At 55.8% G+C, this 19,780-nt stretch carries 19 protein-coding genes; 4 read left to right on the top strand and 15 right to left on the bottom strand.

The annotated features are described in order from the left end of the window. Positions 1-156: 156 nt before the first annotated feature. From hemG to pepQ, 4 genes are read right to left on the bottom strand one after another with little or no spacing between them, the layout of a single operon-like run. Positions 157-702: a menaquinone-dependent protoporphyrinogen IX dehydrogenase gene (gene hemG, locus INF77_RS21940; RefSeq protein WP_048959733.1), complete on the bottom strand. Its 546-nt coding sequence runs from the start codon at positions 700-702 to the stop codon at positions 157-159. Positions 703-712: 10 nt separating this feature from the next. After that, complete coding sequence (gene trkH / locus INF77_RS21935; protein ID WP_013099227.1) at positions 713-2,164, bottom strand: Trk system potassium transporter TrkH; 1,452 nt, start codon at positions 2,162-2,164, stop codon at positions 713-715. 40 nt (positions 2,165-2,204) lie between these two features. Further along, positions 2,205-2,819 (bottom strand): IMPACT family protein, encoded by a 615-nt coding sequence (locus INF77_RS21930; protein WP_193532865.1) that lies wholly within the window; start codon positions 2,817-2,819, stop codon positions 2,205-2,207. Then, complete coding sequence (pepQ, locus tag INF77_RS21925) at positions 2,819-4,150, bottom strand: Xaa-Pro dipeptidase (protein ID WP_028014769.1); 1,332 nt, start codon at positions 4,148-4,150, stop codon at positions 2,819-2,821. The genes INF77_RS21930 and pepQ overlap by 1 nt, the downstream gene beginning before the upstream one ends. Before the next feature lie 190 nt (positions 4,151-4,340). On the opposite strand from pepQ, the gene fadB reads away from it, so the two are divergent. Then, positions 4,341-6,530, top strand: coding sequence for a fatty acid oxidation complex subunit alpha FadB (gene fadB, locus INF77_RS21920; protein WP_193532864.1), 2,190 nt, complete (start codon positions 4,341-4,343; stop codon positions 6,528-6,530). 9 nt (positions 6,531-6,539) lie between these two features. Further along, positions 6,540-7,703, top strand: coding sequence for an acetyl-CoA C-acyltransferase FadA (gene fadA / locus INF77_RS21915; RefSeq protein WP_008501515.1), 1,164 nt, complete (start codon positions 6,540-6,542; stop codon positions 7,701-7,703). 182 nt (positions 7,704-7,885) lie between these two features. Here the strand turns inward: fadA and fre are convergent, their stop codons facing one another. Together fre and ubiD are read right to left on the bottom strand one after the other, a co-directional pair. Then, positions 7,886-8,587, bottom strand: coding sequence for an NAD(P)H-flavin reductase (fre, locus tag INF77_RS21910; RefSeq protein ID WP_028014772.1), 702 nt, complete (start codon positions 8,585-8,587; stop codon positions 7,886-7,888). Between the two features lie 42 nt (positions 8,588-8,629). Then, positions 8,630-10,123, bottom strand: a complete 1,494-nt coding sequence (gene ubiD / locus INF77_RS21905; protein WP_028014773.1) for a 4-hydroxy-3-polyprenylbenzoate decarboxylase — start codon at positions 10,121-10,123, stop codon at positions 8,630-8,632. Positions 10,124-10,293: 170 nt separating this feature from the next. Here ubiD and rfaH point away from each other — a divergent pair, with 170 nt between their 5' ends. Continuing rightward, entirely contained in the window at positions 10,294-10,785 is a 492-nt protein-coding gene (gene rfaH, locus INF77_RS21900; RefSeq protein ID WP_020882871.1) for a transcription/translation regulatory transformer protein RfaH, read from the top strand. Here the strand turns inward: rfaH and tatD are convergent. The 9 genes from tatD to udp all read right to left on the bottom strand — a co-directional run bounded on the left by tatD (position 10,782) and on the right by udp (position 18,692). Continuing rightward, complete coding sequence (tatD, locus tag INF77_RS21895) at positions 10,782-11,564, bottom strand: 3'-5' ssDNA/RNA exonuclease TatD (protein WP_193532863.1); 783 nt, start codon at positions 11,562-11,564, stop codon at positions 10,782-10,784. The two genes, rfaH and tatD, sit on opposite strands and share 4 nt — an antisense overlap. Positions 11,565-11,605: 41 nt before the next feature. Next, positions 11,606-12,376: a Sec-independent protein translocase subunit TatC gene (tatC, locus tag INF77_RS21890; RefSeq protein ID WP_028014775.1), complete on the bottom strand. Its 771-nt coding sequence runs from the start codon at positions 12,374-12,376 to the stop codon at positions 11,606-11,608. Positions 12,377-12,378: 2 nt separating this feature from the next. After that, a complete protein-coding gene (tatB, locus tag INF77_RS21885; RefSeq protein ID WP_028014776.1) occupies positions 12,379-12,921 on the bottom strand; it encodes a Sec-independent protein translocase protein TatB in 543 nt (180 codons plus the stop codon). A gap of 3 nt (positions 12,922-12,924) precedes the next feature. Then, positions 12,925-13,179, bottom strand: a complete 255-nt coding sequence (gene tatA / locus INF77_RS21880) for a Sec-independent protein translocase subunit TatA (RefSeq protein WP_013099238.1) — start codon at positions 13,177-13,179, stop codon at positions 12,925-12,927. A gap of 76 nt (positions 13,180-13,255) precedes the next feature. Beyond that, the gene (gene ubiB / locus INF77_RS21875; protein ID WP_028014777.1) at positions 13,256-14,896 is read right to left on the bottom strand and encodes a ubiquinone biosynthesis regulatory protein kinase UbiB; all 1,641 of its coding nucleotides are present in this window, start codon (positions 14,894-14,896) and stop codon (positions 13,256-13,258) included. Continuing rightward, entirely contained in the window at positions 14,893-15,498 is a 606-nt protein-coding gene (gene ubiJ, locus INF77_RS21870; RefSeq protein ID WP_028014778.1) for a ubiquinone biosynthesis protein UbiJ, read from the bottom strand. Before ubiJ ends, ubiB begins: the two co-directional genes overlap by 4 nt. Before the next feature lie 13 nt (positions 15,499-15,511). Then, the gene (gene ubiE / locus INF77_RS21865; protein WP_028014779.1) at positions 15,512-16,267 is read right to left on the bottom strand and encodes a bifunctional demethylmenaquinone methyltransferase/2-methoxy-6-polyprenyl-1,4-benzoquinol methylase UbiE; all 756 of its coding nucleotides are present in this window, start codon (positions 16,265-16,267) and stop codon (positions 15,512-15,514) included. 66 nt (positions 16,268-16,333) lie between these two features. Continuing rightward, positions 16,334-17,791 (bottom strand): DNA recombination protein RmuC, encoded by a 1,458-nt coding sequence (gene rmuC / locus INF77_RS21860; protein WP_048959730.1) that lies wholly within the window; start codon positions 17,789-17,791, stop codon positions 16,334-16,336. Positions 17,792-17,930: 139 nt separating this feature from the next. After that, on the bottom strand, positions 17,931-18,692 hold the full coding sequence (gene udp, locus INF77_RS21855) for a uridine phosphorylase (RefSeq protein ID WP_003860792.1): 762 nt from the start codon (positions 18,690-18,692) through the stop codon (positions 17,931-17,933). A gap of 255 nt (positions 18,693-18,947) precedes the next feature. Here udp and INF77_RS21850 point away from each other — a divergent pair, with 255 nt between their 5' ends. Beyond that, positions 18,948-19,754 carry a dienelactone hydrolase family protein gene (locus INF77_RS21850; protein ID WP_063155598.1) on the top strand — a complete coding sequence of 269 codons (807 nt, stop codon included), beginning with the start codon at positions 18,948-18,950 and terminating at the stop codon, positions 19,752-19,754. Positions 19,755-19,780: the final 26 nt, after the last annotated feature.

Genomic DNA, 19,780 nt, shown 5'->3' with positions numbered 1-19,780 from the left:
TTCAGAGTCAAGCGTTTATTTTGCTTTTCTCTGCTGACCCGGCGGCGTGTGTGCCGTTGTTCCGTGTCAGTGGAGGCGCATTATAGGGAGTTATTCTGAAGTGACAAGCACAAAATACAAAAAACTTTTCGTTCGCTCACTTTTCAAACTTAACGCTTATTTAAGTCGCGAATCGCCCGCTAAATGGGCAATTTCCCGCGCAAAACTGGCCACCTGCGACCAGTCGGTATAAACCACTTCTTTACGCGTATCGGTTTCGCCACCCGTCATCTTCATTATCAGGCGAATCATGAAGCGGTCATACCAGCGGTAGCGAGGATAGCGCAGCGCACCGGCAAAGACGGCGCACAGATCCGGTTGCCACGGCGAGCTGAGTAAAAACTTACGCGTGTAGCTGTTGGTCTGCGGCGTACGCTTCTCAGCTTTACGGGCAACCAGATTGACCGAGTAAAACGCGCCCGGCAATGTGTTGAGTACCGCCGTATGCTTTTTCACAAAGCGATCCAGCGCCGGATGGAAGTGTCCGTAACGAATGGAGGCGCCAATCACCACGCGATCGTACTCCTGCCAGGCAATCTCCTCCGCGCGATTCAGGTTCACCACATCTGAGTAAATGCCCAGCTCTTTTAATTCCGACGCCAGATACGCGGCAATCTCACGCGTTTGCCCGTCTCGCGTAGAGAAAAGAATCAGTGTTTTCATCAACGGCTCCTTATTCGCGCCAGAATGTTGGGGTAAACAGCACCAGCAGCGTAAAGACCTCAAGACGACCAAACAGCATATTGGCAATAAGGATCCATTTCGCAACCGGGTTCATGCTGGCAAAGTTATCCGCCACAACCCCCAGGCCAGGCCCGAGGTTGTTTAGTGTTGCGACGACGGACGCAAAGGCGGAGAAATCATCCACTCCCGTCGCGATGATCGCCAGCATGCTGACGATAAAGACCAGCGCATACGCCGAGAAGAACCCCCACACCGCTTCGAGGATACGTTCCGGCAACGCGCGGTTACCTAGCTTAATGCTGTAGACCGCATTCGGGTGGACCAGGCGCTTCAGCTCACGGTTCCCCTGTTTGAACAGCAGCAGAATACGAATCACCTTCAGGCCACCGCCCGTCGACCCGGCGCAGCCGCCGATAAACGCGGAGCACAGCAGAAGTACCGGCAGGAACAGCGGCCAGCGCGCGATGCTGTCCGTGGTAAACCCGGCGGTCGTCGCCATCGACACCACCTGGAAAAACGCCTGATTGAGCGTGGTCAGCGCCGAGTTGTAAACATCATGGAACCACAGCACCAGGGTGCAGATGACGACCAGGGTAAGCTGGACGCCAATGAACATGCGAAACTCAGGATCGCGCCAGTACACCTTCAGGCTACGTCCGCTCAGTAAAGAGAAGTGCAGGCCGTAGTTACAGCCGGAGATCAGCAGGAAAATCGCAATGATGGTGTTAATCGTTGGGCTGTCGAAGTACCCCACGCTGGCATCGTGAGTGGAGAACCCGCCAATGGCAATCGTCGCGAAGCTGTGCCCGATAGCATCAAACGCAGGCATCCCGGCAAACCACAGCGCCAGCGCGCAGGCTACCGTCAGCAGAACATAAATCAGCCACAGGGTTTTCGCCGTCTCGGCAATACGCGGGCGCATCTTATTATCTTTCAGCGGCCCCGGCATTTCAGCCCTGTACAGCTGCATCCCCCCGACGCCCAGAATCGGCAAGATGGCCACCGCCAGGACGATGATTCCCATCCCCCCGAACCACTGCAGCATCTGGCGATAAAAGAGAATAGCGTGGGGTAACGAATCCAGTCCTACCAGCGTCGTCGCACCGGTGGTCGTTAAACCGGAAAACGATTCAAAAAAGGCATCCGTGATGCTGAGGTTAGGCTGCTCAGAGAAGATAAAGGGCAGCGAACCGACACTTCCCAGCACCGTCCAGAACAGGACCACAATCAGAAAGCCTTCGCGAGATTTAAGTTCACCTTTCTGACGACGGTTCGGCCACCACAGCAGCGAGCCGATCGCCAGCGCGACAAAGAAGGTCTGGGTAAAAGCCCGCCCCGCGCCGTCCCGGTAGATAAGCGCCACCAGTCCAGGGAGAATCATCGTCCCCGAAAAGAGTATGACCAGCAGTCCAACGATTCGGGTTATGGCACGAAAATGCATCTCTGCCGCTTCCTTTGGTATTCAAAAAGTGAGGTGGGGATTATTCTTCAATCGGCAGCAATTGCAACGAACCGCGACTGAAATCAGCCAGTTTTGCTGAAAAAGCAGCCAGTTCTGCCTGAGGAAGCGCCACGCGTAATTGCACCATTGCCTGGTAATCACTGTGCGCAATCACGCCGTTAAATTGTTTGAGCAGTGTTTCAATGCCCGATAGCTGAGCGTAATCGCACAATAAAGTATATTCGGTGAGCGGCGTTTTGCGGGTGGTCGTCAGGATATTCAGTGCCTGCTGAACGCCGCCGCCATACGCTTTAACCAGCCCACCCGTACCTAACAGGATGCCGCCGTAGTAGCGCACCACCACGGCGGTAATTTCACCCACGCCGCTGCCCATCAGCTGGGAGAGCATGGGTTTACCGGCTGTGCCCGCCGGTTCACCGTCGTCTGAAAAACCGAGCTGTTGCGAATCGTCCGGTGGCCCTGCCACCCACGCCACGCAGTGGTGACGTGCGTCAGGGTGCTCCGCGCGAACGGACTCGACAAACGCTTTCGCCGCCTCTACGCCGTCGGTGTGCGCAAGCAGCGCAATAAAGCGGCTTTTCTTGATTTCCTCAACAAAGGTGACCGGTTCAGCCGGTATCAGCCAGCTTTCCATCAGGCCAGCTTCAGGTCTCGCGTCATATTCTCGATACCGTTCTCGTGAACCACCACGTTATCTTCGATACGAATGCCGCCAAACGGTTTCAGCGCGTCGATTTTTTCCCAGTTGAAGTGCTTGCTGAACTGCCCTTCACGCCACGGCGCCAGCAGGGATTCAATAAAGTAGATCCCCGGCTCGATGGTCAATACCATGCGCGGCTCAAGAATACGGGTGCAGCGCAGGTAAGGATATTTAGACGGTGCCGCCAGGTGCGTGCCGGTATCATCCTGCATGAAGCCCGCAACGTCGTGAACCTGCAGGCCCAGCGGGTGTCCGATACCGTGCGGCATGAATGGTCCAGTCAGGTCGTTTTCGACCATCGCCTCTTCGCTCATGTCTTTCACAATCTGATGCTTACGCAGCAGTTTAGCAATGCGCTGATGGAACTGGATGTGGTAATCCACATAGCTGGTTCCGGCCTTCATGGTGCCAATCAATGCCAGCTGTTCGTCGTTTACGTCCTTAATAAGCTGCGCAAAATCGGTATCCGCATTCGCCGCCCAGGTGCGGGTCAGATCGGCCGCATAGCCGTTGTACTCTGCGCCTGCATCCAGCAGGAAGCTGCGCATCTCAGACGGAACCTGATGATCCAGTTTGGTGTAGTGAAGAACAGACGCATGCTCATTCAGCGCGACGATGTTGCTGTACGGTACGTCGGTGTCACGATGACCGGTTGCGGTCAGGTAGGCCAGGTTGATATCGAACTCGCTCATGCCTGACTGGAACGCTTCGTGCGCGGCGCGGTGACCATTCACCGCCGTTTTTTGCGCTTCACGCATGCAGTAGAGTTCATAGTCGGTTTTATACGCGCGGTAATAGTGCAGGTAATCCAGCACGCCTTTCGGATTGAGTTTATCTGCCGGAATATCCAGACCGAGCGCACGTTCAGGTACAGGGCCAATGTAGCCGATGTTGCCGCGCGCCGCTGGCAGCTGGCTGCCAATGCCGTCCGCTTTTGGCAGGGCGATCACCTCAATTTCTTCGGTCCAGAAAGAGGTCGGCAGCGGTTCGACGTTGTGCCAGTAATCAACCGGCAGGTAGAACCACAGTTTCGGCTTGTTCACGCCGTCCACCAGAAGCCAGCAATTCGGAACCTGTGTCACCGGCACCCAGGCTTTAAACTGCGGGTTAACCTTAAACGGATAGGCGTGGTCATCAAGAAAAGTATTCATCAGCTCGCCGGAGTGGATCAGAAGAGCATCCAGCTTGAAGCGGGCCAGTACATCGCGGGTACGTTCCTGTAGGGTAACGATATGATTTTTATAAAGCGAAGCCAGTGAGTCCATCATTCTTCCTTTCGTTTTTTTGACCTCAAGTCATCGCATCTTAGCACACCTCACTCCGGCTGCGTGATTTCCACCGACCGTGATCAACGCAGCAATTTCTTAATGAGTAATTTGCATTTTATTAACATAAATTCCACACTCCGTCTCATCTGGTATGACCAGATCCACTTGCTGGATTCAGGAGACTGACATGCTTTACAAAGGCGACACCCTGTACCTCAACTGGCTGGAAGATGGCATTGCCGAACTGGTGTTCGATGCCCCCGGCTCAGTGAATAAGCTTGATACCGCGACGGTGGCCAGTCTTGGCCAGGCGCTGGAAGTACTTGAAAAGCAATCTGAATTAAAAGGGCTGCTGCTGCGTTCGAACAAAGCGGCCTTTATTGTCGGTGCCGATATCACCGAATTCCTCTCGCTGTTCCAGGTTCCGGAAGAACAGCTGAGCCAGTGGCTGCACTTTGCCAACAGCGTCTTTAATCGTCTGGAAGATCTGCCTGTTCCAACGATCTCTGCCGTGAACGGCTACGCGCTGGGCGGCGGCTGCGAGTGCGTGCTGGCGACCGACTATCGTCTGGCGACGCCGGACCTGCGTATCGGCCTGCCGGAAACCAAGCTGGGCATCATGCCGGGCTTTGGCGGTTCCGTGCGTATGCCGCGCATGCTGGGCGCCGACAGCGCCCTGGAAATCATTGCCGCCGGTAAAGACGTGGGTGCAGAACAGGCGCAGAAAATTGGTCTGGTCGACGGCGTCGTGAAACCAGAGAAGCTGGTTGAAGGTGCACTCGCCATTCTCCGTCAGGCGATTAACGGCGATTTGGACTGGAAAGCCAAACGTCAGCCGAAGCTGGAGCCGTTAAAGCTCAGCAAGATTGAAGCCACCATGAGCTTCACCATCGCCAAAGGCATGGTGATGCAGACGGCGGGTAAACACTACCCGGCGCCAATCACGGCGGTGAAAACCATTGAAGCGGCAGCCCGCTTTAGCCGCGACGAAGCCCTGAAGCTGGAAAACCAGAGCTTTGTTCCACTGGCGCACACCAATGAAGCCCGCGCGCTGGTTGGCATCTTCCTCAACGATCAGTTCGTGAAGGGCAAAGCCAAACAGCTGACTAAAAACGTTGAGACGCCAAAACACGCGGCGGTACTCGGCGCCGGTATTATGGGCGGCGGCATCGCTTACCAGTCGGCCTGGAAAGGCGTGCCGGTAGTGATGAAAGACATCAACGAGAAATCTCTGACGCTGGGCATGACCGAAGCCGCCAAGCTGCTGAATAAACAGCTTGAGCGCGGAAAAATTGACGGGCTGAAGCTCGCAGGCGTGATCTCAACCATCCAGCCTGTGCTGGAATACAGCGGTTTCGACCGTGTGGACGTGGTGGTTGAAGCGGTCGTTGAGAACCCGAAAGTCAAAAAAGCGGTGCTGGCGGAAACGGAAGACAAGGTTCGCCCGGACGCCGTCCTGGCCTCAAACACCTCCACCATCCCCATCAGCGAACTGGCGAGCGTGCTGAAGCGTCCGGAAAACTTCTGCGGAATGCACTTCTTCAACCCGGTACACCGTATGCCACTGGTCGAAGTGATCCGTGGAGAAAAAACCTCTGACGAAACCATCGCTAAAGTCGTGGCGTGGGCAAGCAAGATGGGTAAAACGCCGATCGTCGTTAATGACTGCCCAGGTTTCTTTGTGAACCGCGTGCTGTTCCCGTACTTCGCCGGCTTCGGCCAGCTGCTGCGCGACGGCGCGGACTTCCGCAAAATCGACAAAGTAATGGAAAAACAGTTCGGCTGGCCGATGGGCCCGGCGTATCTGCTGGACGTCGTCGGCATTGATACCGCCCACCACGCGCAGGCCGTCATGGCGGCGGGCTTCCCGCAGCGCATGCAGAAAGATTATCGCGATGCCATTGACGCCCTCTTTGACGCCAACCGCTTCGGACAGAAAAACGGCCTGGGCTTCTGGCGTTATAAAGAAGACAGCAAAGGCAAACCGAAGAAAGAAGAAGATGCGGCGGTGGATGGCCTGTTGGCCGACGTATGCCAGCCGAAACGCGACTTCACCGACGACGAAATTATTGCCCGCATGATGATTCCGATGATCAACGAAGTGGTCCGTTGCCTGGAAGAAGGCATTATTGCCAGCCCGGCAGAAGCGGATATGGCGTTGGTATATGGCCTGGGCTTCCCTCCGTTCCACGGCGGCGCGTTCCGCTGGCTGGATACGCTCGGCAGCGCCCGCTATCTCGATATGGCGCAGCAGTATCAGCACCTCGGTCCGCTTTATGAAGTGCCGGAAGGGCTGCGTAACAAAGCGCGCCATAACGAACCCTACTATCCAGCAGTTGAGCCAGCCCGTCCGGTTGGCGCGCTGAAAACGGCTTAAGGAGTCACAATGGAAAAGGTTGTCATTGTTGATGCGATTCGCACCCCGATGGGCCGTTCAAAAGGCGGTGCGTTCCGTAACGTGCGAGCGGAAGATCTCTCCGCGCACCTGATGCGTAGCCTGCTGGCGCGTAACCCGGCGCTGGACCCAGCAGCGCTTGACGATATCTACTGGGGCTGCGTGCAGCAAACGCTGGAGCAGGGCTTCAACATCGCCCGCAACGCGTCGCTGCTGGCGGAGATCCCGCATTCGGTTCCGGCCGTTACCGTCAACCGCCTGTGTGGTTCGTCGATGCAGGCCCTGCACGACGCGGCGCGCATGATCATGACCGGCGATGCGCAGGCCTGTCTGGTCGGCGGCGTTGAACACATGGGCCATGTGCCGATGAGCCACGGGGTCGATTTCCATCCGGGCATGAGCCGCAACGTGGCGAAAGCCGCAGGCATGATGGGCCTTACCGCCGAGATGCTCTCCCGCCTGCACGGCATCAGTCGTGAAATGCAGGATGCTTTTGCCGCGCGCTCTCACGCCCGCGCCTGGGCCGCCACGCAGTCCGGTGCCTTCAAGAATGAGATCATCCCGACCGGGGGCCACGATGCAGACGGCGTACTGAAGCAGTTCAGCTACGACGAAGTTATTCGCCCGGAAACGACGGTCGAAGCGCTTTCTACCCTGCGTCCGGCATTTGATCCGGTCACCGGTACGGTAACGGCAGGGACGTCGTCGGCGCTGTCCGACGGTGCCGCCGCGATGCTGGTGATGAGCGAAAGCCGCGCCCGCGAATTGGGCCTGACGCCACGCGCTCGCGTGCGTTCGATGGCGGTGGTGGGCTGCGATCCTTCAATCATGGGTTACGGCCCGGTTCCGGCCTCGAAGCTGGCGCTGAAAAAAGCGGGCTTAACTGCCAGCGATATCGATCTGTTCGAGATGAACGAAGCGTTTGCCGCGCAGATCCTGCCGTGCATTAAAGATCTGGGGCTGATGGAGCAGATCGACGAGAAGATTAACCTCAACGGCGGCGCGATCGCCCTCGGTCACCCGCTGGGCTGTTCCGGGGCGCGTATCAGCACGACGCTGATTAACCTGATGGAACGCAAAGATGCCCAGTTTGGTCTGGCAACGATGTGTATCGGCCTGGGTCAGGGTATCGCGACGGTGTTTGAGAGAGTGTAAGTAAGGAAAAGTATCTCAAAGCCAATGACGTCAGAACAAGGCGGCAAGCGAGCGAATCCCGATGAGCTTACATTAGTAAGTGATTCGGGTGAACGAGCGCAGCCAACGCAGTTATGGCGTCATTGGCGAAGAGAGACAGTTTAGTTGCCGTTCTTCCCGCCTGTCAGGGGCGGGTTTTTTATTTAAATGAAGGCAAACGCATCGCCAAACAGGCGATCTTCACGCGCATCGCGTTCGTTACAGAACAGGTCGCGGGCAATTTTCGCCATCTCGAAACGGCCTGCAATGTAGATATCATGTCCCGCCAGCGTGCCGTGATCCTGCAGTACCGCCGTCAACACCGTCCCGCTACGTCCACGCCAGCCCTCTTCCGGCTGCTCGACCACTGGCTCAATGCGCAGGTTAGGATGGTTAACGCTCAGCGCTTCCAGTTCAGACAGGTCGTACAGGTGCTTCTCTTCACGGCCGCCCCAGTAAATGGTGATGTCACGGTCTGGATTACGCGCCAGCGCGGTCAACAGAATAGAGCGCACATAGGAGAAGCCCGTACCGCCCGCGATCAGAATCAGCGGACGGTCTTCGTCATCACGCAACCACGCGTCGCCGTGAGGAATGTCGACCACAATCTCACGCTCTTTCAGGATGCGGTCCATCACGGCCATCGCGTACAGGTTAAGCTCAGACGCACCAATATGCAGCTCAATAAATTCCTGCTCTGCTGGCGTAGAGGCCATAGAGAAAGGACGCTTATCACGCTCATCCATCACCACCATCAGGTACTGGCCGGCACGGAATGAGAATGCCGCTTCAGGAACCAAACGGACGCGATATACGGTGTCGGTAATAGCATCTACCGACGTCACTTTACAGCTTAAGGTTGTCATTCGCTCTCTCTGTCGGGAAGTCTATAGGGCTTAACGGTCAGCTCAGGGTTTACCGTTATTCATTATGGCCAGTTCGTCCCAGATCGCGTCAATTCGCGCGGTCACAGCAGGATCTTTTTTGATCGGGCGACCCCATTCACGGTCGGTTTCGCCAGGCCATTTATTTGTGGCATCCAGTCCCATCTTTGAGCCAAGACCGGAAACCGGCGAGGCAAAATCCAGATAATCTATCGGCGTATTTTCGACTAACACCGTATCACGCGCAGGATCCATTCGCGTGGTTATCGCCCAGATAACGTCGTTCCAGTCACGGGCGTTAACGTCATCATCGCAGACAATAACAAATTTGGTATACATAAACTGGCGCAGGAAAGACCATACGCCCATCATCACGCGTTTAGCATGTCCGGGATACTGCTTCTTCATCGTGACCACCGCCATGCGATACGAGCATCCTTCAGGCGGCAGATAAAAATCAACGATTTCCGGGAACTGCTTTTGCAGGATCGGCACAAATACTTCGTTCAGCGCCACGCCGAGCACCGCCGGTTCATCCGGTGGGCGGCCAGTATAGGTGGAGTGATAAATCGCATCTTCACGCTGAGTAACATGCGTGACGGTAAACACCGGGAAGTTATCCACTTCGTTGTAATAGCCGGTATGGTCGCCGTATGGGCCTTCTGGCGCCATTTCACCCTGCTCAATGTAACCTTCCAGCACAATTTCGGCGCTGGCCGGCACTTCGAGATCGTTGGAGATACACTTCACGACCTCGGTTTTAGTCCCGCGCAGCAGGCCAGCAAACGCATATTCAGAGAGCGTATCCGGTACGGGCGTGACCGCCCCCAGAATGGTGGCCGGATCGGCACCTAACGCGACAGACACCGGGAACCGTTCACCCGGATGTGCAGCACACCACTCCTGGAAATCCAGCGCGCCGCCGCGGTGCGACAGCCAGCGCATGATGAGCTTATTCTTGCCAATCAGCTGCTGGCGATAAATACCGAGGTTTTGCCGCTCTTTATGCGGTCCGCGCGTCACGGTGAGGCCCCAGGTGATCAGCGGCGCAGCATCTTCAGGCCAGCACTGCATGATAGGGATTTTGGTGAGATCCACCGCATCGCCTTCCAGCACTTTCTGCTGACACGGCGCGCCGCGCAGGCGTTTGGTGGGCATGTTCAGCACCTGCTTAAACTGCGGCAGCTTATCGAACAGATCGCGGAAACCTTTCGGTGGCTCAGGCTCTTTCAGAAATGCCAGCAGTTTCCCCACTTCACGCAGCGCGGTAACGTCTTCCTGCCCCATTCCCAGCGCGACACGACGCGGGGTGCCAAACAGGTTGCACAGCACCGGCATTGAGTAACCTTTTGGATTTTCAAACAGTAATGCAGGGCCACCGGCACGCAGGGTGCGGTCAGCAATTTCTGTCATTTCCAGATAAGGATCAACAGGAAGTGTAATGCGTTTCAGTTCACCCTGCTTTTCCAGCAGCGTCAGGAAGTCGCGGAGATCGTGGTATTTCATGCAGTTAGTCATGGCCTCTCTGTAAGCGCTTCATTATACGGCGTAAGCCTGCTTGATGCTGTAATTTTGTTAAATTAGCGTGAACTTATCCGCTGTGTTCGAATTTCCCCCATTATAATCAACTTAGCGATCCCTCCAGGGTTTTGATATGCTTGCGCCCCGAACTAAGGGAAAGAGTGATTATGCAGGCCTGGTATTTACTGTATTGCAAACGCGGGCAACTTCAGCGCGCGCAGGAACATCTTGAACGTCAGTCTGTAAATTGTCTGACACCCGTGATCACGCTTGAAAAAATGCAGCGCGGGAAGCGCACAACCGTCAGTGAGCCTTTATTCCCGAACTATCTGTTCGTGGAGTTCGACCCTGAGGTGATCCACACCACTACCATCAGCGCAACGCGCGGCGTCAGCCACTTCGTTCGTTTTGGTGCCCACCCAGCAACCGTTCCGTCGACCGTCATTCATCAGCTGTCTGTTTATCAACAGCCTGAAGGGATCACCGACCCGGAAACCCCTTACGCGGGCGATAGCGTCGTCATTACCGAAGGCGCATTCGAAGGCCTGCAGGCGATTTTCGCCGAGCCGGACGGTGAAGCGCGCTCCATGCTGTTGCTCAATCTGCTGAACAAGCAGGTGCTGCAGAGCGTGAAAAACACCGACTTCCGCAAAGTTTAAACGTTTATCCCGAACAGGCGACGCACGTTGTCATCCGTCTGCGCGGAAAGCCAGTGCGGATCCTCTCCGCGCCAGTGCGCTACGCGCTCAACAATGTGCCCCAGCAAGGCGGGCTCGTTTCGCCGCGATGCCGGTTTGGGCTTCATATCTCGCGGCAGCAGGTATGGCGCATCGGTTTCAAGAAGCAAACGGTCTGCCGGGATTATCGGCAGCAGCTCGCGAAGCTCAAGCCCGCGGCGCTCATCACACACCCAACCGGTGATCCCCAGATACAAACCGCGGTTCAGGCAATCCAGCGCTTCCTGGCGAGACCCGGTGAAGCAGTGGAGCACTGCGCCGGGCAGTTTATCCAGCCACGGGTCCAGCAGTGCGAGAAAACGTTCATGCGCGTCGCGACAGTGCATAAAGACGGGCATTTCAAGCTCTGCCGCCAGCGCAAGCTGGGCAGTGAACGCCTTTTCCTGTTCTTCAGGCGTGGAGAAGTTGCGGTTAAAATCGAGCCCGCACTCGCCAATAGCCACCACCTCTGCCGTTTTTGCCAGCATGCGCAGGTTTTCTACGCTCTCCGCCGTCCACTGGCTGCTGTCATGAGGGTGGACGCCGGCGGTTGACCAGCAGTGTTGATAGCGTTGCGCCAGCAGCAGCGACTGCTCGCTCTCATGCAGGTTGGTCCCGGTCAGGAGCAGCCCTTTTACGCCAGCCTCAAAAGCACGCGCAACCACCTCGTCACGATCTTTCGCAAACTGCGAGCTGGTCAGGTTGAGTCCGATATCAAACATGCGATTCCCCATAGAACAACCGCCCTGACGGGCGGCTGGTTTTACTCTTCAGTGGTCTTTTCGGACGCATCGTCTTCATCGTCCGACCGGCGTCCTTTTCCCACGTAGAAACGCGAGAAGAATACGCCAACCTCAAACAGGCAGTACATCGGTATTGCCAGCAACGTTTGTGAGAAGACGTCCGGCGGCGTCAGCAGCATGCCGACTACGAAGGCGCCCACCAGAATATAGGGACGCTTCTTACGCAGGTCATCAGGGGTGGTTACCCCAACCCAGCAGAGCAGCACAATGGCCACCGGCACTTCAAACGCCACACCGAACGCCATAAACAGCGCCATCACAAAGCTGAGGTAGCTGGCGATATCCGTCGATACCTGAACCCCTTCCGGCGCGGTATGCGTCAGGAAGCCAAAGGCCAGCGGGAAGACAACAAAGTAGGCAAACGCCATGCCGATATAGAACAGCAGCGAACTGGAGACCAGCAGCGGGATCACCAGTTTACGTTCGTGCCTGTACAGTGCTGGCGCCACAAATGCCCATACCTGATAAAGGATGACGGGTGCAGACGCAATCAACGACACCCAGAAGGTGAGCTTAATCGGGGTGAAAAACGGTGATGCAACGTCTGTTGCAATCATCGTTGCCCCCAGCGGCATCTGCTTGATCAGCGGCGCAGAAACCACCTGATAAATATCGTTGGCGAAATAGACCAGGCACAGGAATATGAGGAATACCGCAATAATGCAGTTTAACAGGCGCTTACGCAGCTCAATCAGGTGCGTAATAAGCGGTTGAGTATCATCTACTGCCATGGTTACGCTTTATCACTCGACGAGGGGGATGATTCGGAAACGGGCGCGGCGGGTTTCGCTTCAGCCGCTTTTACAACCGGCTCTTCCGGCTGCGCCTGTTTTTTCAGTTCAGTTTCCTGCGGCGTTTGTTCAGGCGCTGCGGCCTGGTGCTCCGCACTCGCTGGCGTCACGCCCTCACGCTGCGCTTCGCTGTCCTTCACCACCGGGTTATGAATAGTGTTCGCTTCATCGCTCGCTTTTTCAGGATCGTTAACGCTGTAAGAGCGCTTCATGGATTCCGCCGCTTCGCGCAGCTCATCCATTGAGGCTTTCAGTTCCGGCGTCAGGTTATCCATGCTCGCCTTCTCAACCTTTTTCAGGCTTTCCTGAAACTCCTGCAGCTTAAGTTCCTGCGCCAGCTCGTTCTGAACGGTCGAAGCCAGCGATCTTAGCGCTCGAACCCAGCCCACGACGGTTTTCACCGCTACCGGCAGACGTTGCGGCCCCAGCACGATCAGACCAATCACAAAGACCAGCAGCAGCTCACTAAAACCAATGTCGAACACGACTTACACCTGCTCTTTATCGTGGCGTTTAGCGTCTTCCTTTTTGGCATCTTCCTGCTTATCGGAGATGGATTTAGCAGTAAAGTCAGCGTCCTGGCTGGTTTTATCCTGCTTGCTCTCATCATCGCTCATTGCTTTCTTGAAGCCTTTGATAGACGCGCCCAGATCGGAACCAATAGAACCGAGCTTTTTGGTGCCAAACAGCAGCACAACGATGACGGCAATAATGACTAATTGCCAGATACTGATACCACCCATACATATTCCTCAGGGATAGATGATTAATTGGTCAGGTCGCATTATACGTATGCGACCTGTCGATGGCGATGCAAACTCAGCGCGTTTTTCTCCATCCTGCAAGCCAGACAACAACCCCGCCAGCCATCAGCCAGGCGGGCATCATCTGCCAGTCAGGACGGTTGATCAGCAGCAACGTACCGCTCAGCAGCAGCGTTGCGCCAATGCCAAAGAGGTAGCGTGACTGTCCCTGGCGCACACGGCTGGACTGAAGCTCGCGGGCGATTTTATCCATGCTGTGCTGAAGATTCTTGCTCTGACGCAAACTGTCGTAAACCAGTTCAGGAATTTCAGGCATTTTTTCGATCCAGAACGGTCCTTTCTCTTTCAGCGAACGCACCAGCGCTGGAAGACCAACCTGATCCTTAATCCAGGATTCCAGGAAAGGTTTAGCCGTCTTCCACAAGTCTAACTGAGGATAGAGTTGTCGACCTACACCCTCAACGTAAAGTAATGTTTTCTGAAGTAAAACTAACTGTGGCTGAACTTCCATATTAAAGCGGCGGGCCGTATTGAACAGGTTTAACAGCACGTGTCCAAAAGAGATCTCTGCCAGCGGTTTTTCAAAAATCGGTTCGCAAACGGTACGGATAGCAAACTCGAACTCTTCGACGTTGGTGTCTGGCGGAACCCAGCCGGAATCCACATGCAGCTCGGCCACCTTACGGTAGTCGCGGTTGAAGAAGGCGATAAAGTTCTCAGCCAGATAACGTTTATCTTCTTTATTCAGCGAGCCCACAATTCCGCAGTCGATACCGATGTATTTCGGATCCTCAGGATGCTCATAGCTCACGAAGATATTGCCCGGATGCATGTCCGCATGGAAAAAACTGTCGCGGAATACCTGGGTAAAGAAGACCTGCACGCCACGTTCGGCCAGCAGCTTCATGTTCGTTCCCTGCTTCTCCAGGGCCACCACATCCGAAACCGGAATACCGTAGATGCGCTCCATGACCATCATGTTCTGGCTGCAATAGTCAGAATAGACTTCAGGCACGTAGAGCATCGGGCTGTTTTCAAAATTGCGGCGCAGCTGAATGGCGTTTGCCGATTCTCGCAACAGATTAAGCTCATCAATCAGCGTTTTTTCATATTCCCGCACCACTTCCATCGGGCGCAATCGACGGCCGTCCGGCAGCAGACGCGGAACCCAGCGCGCCAGACGATAAATTAGCTTCATATCGGCTTTGATAATCGGCAGGATATCCGGGCGGATCACCTTGATCACCACCTCTTTGCCGTTCTCTTTCAGACGCGCAGTGTGCACCTGAGCGATAGAAGCCGACGCCAGCGGTTCTATTTCGAAATCGTCAAACCAGGTTTCAACGGGAAGGTTACCCATCGCCTCCTCGATCTGTTTCTTCGCTCTCACCCCGTCAAACGGGGCGACACGGTCCTGCAGCATCGCCAGTTCATCGGCAATGTGCGGCGGGAAGAGATCGCGGCGGGTTGAGAGCATCTGTCCGAACTTAATCCATACCGGGCCGAGCTCCTGCAGTGCCAGACGCAGGCGTTCACCCAGCGGCTGACCTTTATGTCGATTTGGCATCCAGAACAGCGTCCGCCGCCAGATCCTGAGCGGCAGCGTGATACGCATTTTGGGGATGAGCTCGTCGAGCCCGTAACTCAAAAAGGTGTGGATGATAAAATAGAGGCGCCGAATTTCACCAGGCGTCATTTGCCCTCCAGTTTTTCCAGCCGTTTGCTTAGGGCATCAACCGCACGTTCAACCGCGGCCGTCTCTTCTGCGAACCACGCAACTTCCAGCGGCCCGGGCGCCATGCGCCACTCTTCGGTCAGCACTTCCGCGGCATAACGCTGTTGGCGTTGCAGATTTTTGCGCAGGAACGCCGTGCCGCCATGAATAACTTTCCCGATCCCTTCAGCGGCGATGTCGCCAATAAAAGGCGCCAGCAGCTCTGCCGGGTCAAACTCAGCCAGATCGCTGAGCGCAACGAAGTTCTGCACGACCTGGATGTCGCCTTCCACTTCCAGCTCACCGCTGCGGATAAGCGCCGTTAATTGCTGGCGATCGCGCAGTTTTGGCAGCACGCTCATATGGGTAATGACCGAGCAATCAGCTTCACCTTCCCACTCACCCAGAACGTCAAGCTGACGTTCGCTGAAAACCAGCACGAGCGGCGTCGAGAACTCTTTTAACACAATGCGCAGTACCTTCCCGTTTAGCCGCTGACGTGCGGCTTTCAGCGCCGGAGCGCGATACAGGAAGGCATTCAGCACATTCTCGATGCCTGCGGTGACTAAGGGTTTAAAGGGCACGGGACACCTCCACTCAGAATTTGTAACCGCGATGCAGCGCGACGACACCCGCCGTCATGTTGAAGTACTCAACGTTCTCAAATTCCGCATCCTGCATCATGGCTTTTAAGGTGTCCTGATCCGGATGCATGCGAATTGATTCCGCCAGATAGCGATAGCTTTCCGCGTCGTTTGCCACAAGTTCGCCAATACGCGGCAGCACGTGGAAGGAATAGGCGTCGTAGGCTTTGCTCAGCGGGTCGATAATCGGTTTAGAGAACTCGAGCACCAGCAGGCGTCCACCCGGCTTCAGCACGCGGTACATGGAACGCAGTGCTTTTTCTTTATCGGTGACGTTACGCAGACCGAAGGAAATCGTGATGCAGTCAAAAGTATTGTCCGGGAACGGCAGCGCTTCGGCGTTGGCCTGCACGTATTCCACGTTACCCACCACGCCGATGTTACGCAGCTTTTCGCGTCCCATTTTAAGCATGGAGTCATTAATATCAGCCAGTACAACGCGACCGGTTTCGCCCACCAGACGGGAGAATTTCGCCGTCAGATCGCCCGTACCGCCAGCCAGATCGAGAACCGTTTGTCCACGACGCACACCGCTGCAGTCGATGGTGAAGCGCTTCCACAAGCGATGAATGCCGAACGACATCAAGTCATTCATCACATCGTACTTCGCCGCCACGGAATGAAATACGTGGGCCACCATGTCAGCTTTCTGCGCTTTGGCTACAGTCTGAAAGCCAAAGTGCGTCGTGTCTTGTGAATCGTCAACCATCTCAGAGCCTGCTAATCAGTCAAATGTTCGTGAAGTGTAACAGATTGGGCGCAATTGCCCTACGATTCAACCACCGCGAAAGAAACGCGCTGGCTGCTCGTCTGGCGATAAATCCGCCGCTAAATCGTTGTCCTGGTTGGGGGTATTTTGTTCATCCCCGCCCTCACGCAGTCGGAACTCTTCGTCCTGCGCTGTGGCCTGTTCGACCAATTCCGGATTAATCTCGCGTTTAACCTCCACTCCCAGGCTGCGGAATGCTTCAGCCTGCGCAAGCAGGTTGCCACGCCCGGAGGAGAGCTTTTTCATCGCCTGGCGGTAGTTATCCTGCGCACGATCCAGGCTTTGCCCGACGGAGGACATGTCGTCCACGAAGAGGCGCATTTTGTCGTACAGCTTGCTGGCGCGGTCGGCAATCTGCTGCGCGTTACGGCTCTGGTGCTCATAGCGCCACAGGTTCGCAATGGTGCGTAAGGCCACCAGCAGCGTGGTGGGGCTGACCAGCATAATGTTATTTTTCAGCGCTTCGGTGATCAGTTCGGGCTGTCTGTCGAGCGCCAGCAAAAACGCGGGTTCGACCGGGATAAACATCAGCACGTAGTCCAGCGAGCGCAGCCCCGGCAGTTGCTGATAATCCTTTCTACCCAGCAGGCGAATATGGTTACGCACGGAGGCAATGTGCTCCTGCAGCGCCGATTCGCGCGTATAGTCGTCTTCAGCGTTGAAGTAGCGCTCATAGGCCACCAGCGTCATTTTGGCGTCAATGACCACATCTTTGCCCTGCGGCAGACGCACAATCACATCCGGCTGCATTCGCGAGCGGGCATCGTTTTCGATACTCACCTGCGTTTCGTATTCATACCCTTCCCGCAGGCCAGAGGCCTCCAGCACGCGGGTGAGCACCACTTCCCCCCAGTTACCCTGGGTTTTGTTATCGCCTTTCAGCGCCCGCGTCAGGTTGACCGCCTCCTGCGCCATCTGGGCATTCAGCTGTTGAAGATTGCGGATCTCATGCGCCAGCGTGTGGCGTTCGCGGGCTTCCTGACCAAAGCTGTCCTGTACCTGACGGCGAAAGCCGTCCAGCTGTTCGCGCAGCGGCGTCAGCAGGCTGTTCAGGCTCTGGCGATTTTGCTCATCAACGCGGCGGTTGCTGTGCTCGAAAATACGGTTGGCGAGGTTCTCGAACTGCTCGCTGAGGCGCTGCTCGCTGTTGATCATCTGGCGGATTTTGTCTTCGGCATGCAGCTGGGTGGATTCAAGGCGGGTAGTCACTTCACGGAGATCGGCCTCCAGCGAGGTGTTGATGTCGCGCAGGTTACGCAGTTCGTTATTGAGCAATTCACACTCGTCGCGCCAGTGGTCGCTTAGGGCAAGCTGCTGTTTTGCGGCGCTTAAATCGGCGACGATCTCTTCGCGTTCAGCCAGTTGTTCGGCCTTCTGCTGTGCATGCTGATAGCTGGATATCAGCCAGCCTATCGCCACGCCAGCCAGCGCAATTACCGCATAAATCAGGATTGAGATATCCACAACGCCCCCTGCATCAACGTATTACCCGCACAAAATAAGATTGTGCTGTATAAACGTCCAGTTTGAAAGGGTTTTCCTGCGAGGCGCTACGCAAAAAATAAAGGCCGAACGCGTCGGCCTTTTATCTCAGAGAGGAGGACTAGATCAGGCGGCGAGCCGCTTCAACCACGATTTTCACCGCGTGACTTTCGGTCTGCTTCATGGTTTCGGCGTTCGGGATCTCCTGCTGGGTACGGTTGACGATAACGCCCGCCACCATACCGGCACGCAGACCCTGGCTTGCGCACATGGTCAGCAGCGTTGCGGATTCCATCTCGTAGTTCATCACGCCCATAGACTGCCACTCTTCCATTGAGCCTTTGAAGCGGCTCACCACGCGGCCTGAGAAGGTGTCGTAACGCTCCTGGCCCGGATAGAAGGTATCAGAAGAGGCAGTTACGCCCACGTGAGTGGTTGCGCCCACGGATTTCGCCGCTTCAACCAGCGCGGTGGTGCACTCGAAGTCAGCCACTGCCGGGAATTCCATCGGTGCAAAGTGCAGGCTTGCGCCGTCCAGACGCACGGAAGCGGTCGTCACCAGCACGTCGCCCACGTTAATGTGCGGCTGAATCGCGCCGGTGGTGCCGATACGCAGGAAAGTACGAATGCCCAGCTGCGCCAGCTCTTCCACGGCAATAGAGGTAGACGGGCCACCGATACCGGTAGAGCACACAATCACCGCTTTGCCATCCAGCTCTGCGCGCCAGGTGGTGAATTCACGATGGGCAGCCAGCTTGACCGGCTTATCCATCAGCGCGGCGATCTTTTCCACACGCTCTGGGTCGCCAGGGACGATAGCGAGCGTAGCCCCTTGTAAATCGTTTTTAGTGAGGCCGAGATGAAAAACATCAGACTTAGACATAGGTGACTCCTCTGTGGGTCGGTTAGTCAGAAGAAGTAAAACGGTACTTTACAGAAGCGGTAAGCATAATTTCGTGACGCATCTCACCATGAATGAAAATGATTGCATTGAATTTCCATCAAAAAGTGATTTACATCACATTAACAAGTTATATCGTCGGGTGCTGCACAAAAGATAGACCGTTTAAGGCACTGTGAGTTGTTAACCTGGTGTCTATATTTACCTTTGCGCTAACTCATTGGTACGGAGAATGCCATGACTGAAAAAACCGGATTTGCACCTGCTGCGGCTCCGCATGCTTCAACCATCGTCTCAACCTCAGAAGAGGCCATTACGGCGGGCGAGACCTCCATCCCCTCTCAGGGGGAAAATATGCCTGCATATCATGCGCGGCCAAAGTCAGCAGACGGCCCGCTGCCCATCGTGATTGTGGTTCAGGAGATTTTCGGCGTTCACGAACATATTCGCGACCTCTGCCGCCGCCTGGCGCAGGAGGGTTATCTGGCCGTTGCGCCAGAGCTCTACTTCCGTCAGGGCGATCCGAATGACTACAGTGATATCCCGACGCTCTTCAGCAACCTGGTCAGCAAAGTGCCGGACGCGCAGGTGCTGGCAGACCTAGACCACGTCGCCAGCTGGGCGGCGCGCAACGGCGGCGACCCGCACCGCTTAATGGTCACCGGTTTCTGCTGGGGTGGACGCATTAGCTGGCTGTATGCCGCGCATAACCCGCAGCTGAAAGCCGCCGTTGCCTGGTACGGCAAACTGGTGGGCGAAAAGACGCTGAACTCACCGAAGCATCCGGTTGATATCGCTACCGATCTCAATGCCCCGGTGTTAGGGCTATATGGTGGCCAGGATACCGGCATTCCGCTTGATACCGTCGAGACGATGCGCCACGCGCTGCGGGCGGCGAACGCGAAGGCCGAAATCGTGGTGTATCCCGATGCCGGACACGCGTTTAATGCCGATTATCGTCCGAGCTATCACGCGGAATCCGCGAAAGATGGCTGGCAGAGAATGCTGGCATGGTTTAGCCAGTACGGTGGGAAGAAAGCATAAAAAAAGCCCGGTGGCGACTGCGCCTT

Origin of the sequence: Enterobacter cloacae complex sp. P1B (assembly GCF_014982345.1) — a bacterium.
GTDB classification, from domain to species: Bacteria; Pseudomonadota; Gammaproteobacteria; order Enterobacterales; family Enterobacteriaceae; genus Enterobacter; species Enterobacter bugandensis.
This window is presented reverse-complemented; position numbering and strand designations above follow the sequence as displayed.

Coding starts and splice junctions, on each gene's coding strand:
- INF77_RS21930 (WP_193532865.1), bottom strand. CDS start 2,819: ATGGAAAGCTGGCTGATACCGGCTGAACCGGTCACCTTTGTTGAGGAA.
- ubiB (WP_028014777.1), bottom strand. CDS start 14,896: ATGACGCCTGGTGAAATTCGGCGCCTCTATTTTATCATCCACACCTTT.
- fadB (WP_193532864.1), top strand. CDS start 4,341: ATGCTTTACAAAGGCGACACCCTGTACCTCAACTGGCTGGAAGATGGC.
- tatA (WP_013099238.1), bottom strand. CDS start 13,179: ATGGGTGGTATCAGTATCTGGCAATTAGTCATTATTGCCGTCATCGTT.
- udp (WP_003860792.1), bottom strand. CDS start 18,692: ATGTCTAAGTCTGATGTTTTTCATCTCGGCCTCACTAAAAACGATTTA.
- tatD (WP_193532863.1), bottom strand. CDS start 11,564: ATGTTTGATATCGGACTCAACCTGACCAGCTCGCAGTTTGCGAAAGAT.
- fadA (WP_008501515.1), top strand. CDS start 6,540: ATGGAAAAGGTTGTCATTGTTGATGCGATTCGCACCCCGATGGGCCGT.
- ubiE (WP_028014779.1), bottom strand. CDS start 16,267: ATGGTTGACGATTCACAAGACACGACGCACTTTGGCTTTCAGACTGTA.
- ubiD (WP_028014773.1), bottom strand. CDS start 10,123: ATGACTAACTGCATGAAATACCACGATCTCCGCGACTTCCTGACGCTG.
- hemG (WP_048959733.1), bottom strand. CDS start 702: ATGAAAACACTGATTCTTTTCTCTACGCGAGACGGGCAAACGCGTGAG.
- INF77_RS21850 (WP_063155598.1), top strand. CDS start 18,948: ATGACTGAAAAAACCGGATTTGCACCTGCTGCGGCTCCGCATGCTTCA.
- trkH (WP_013099227.1), bottom strand. CDS start 2,164: ATGCATTTTCGTGCCATAACCCGAATCGTTGGACTGCTGGTCATACTC.
- rfaH (WP_020882871.1), top strand. CDS start 10,294: ATGCAGGCCTGGTATTTACTGTATTGCAAACGCGGGCAACTTCAGCGC.
- pepQ (WP_028014769.1), bottom strand. CDS start 4,150: ATGGACTCACTGGCTTCGCTTTATAAAAATCATATCGTTACCCTACAG.
- tatC (WP_028014775.1), bottom strand. CDS start 12,376: ATGGCAGTAGATGATACTCAACCGCTTATTACGCACCTGATTGAGCTG.
- fre (WP_028014772.1), bottom strand. CDS start 8,587: ATGACAACCTTAAGCTGTAAAGTGACGTCGGTAGATGCTATTACCGAC.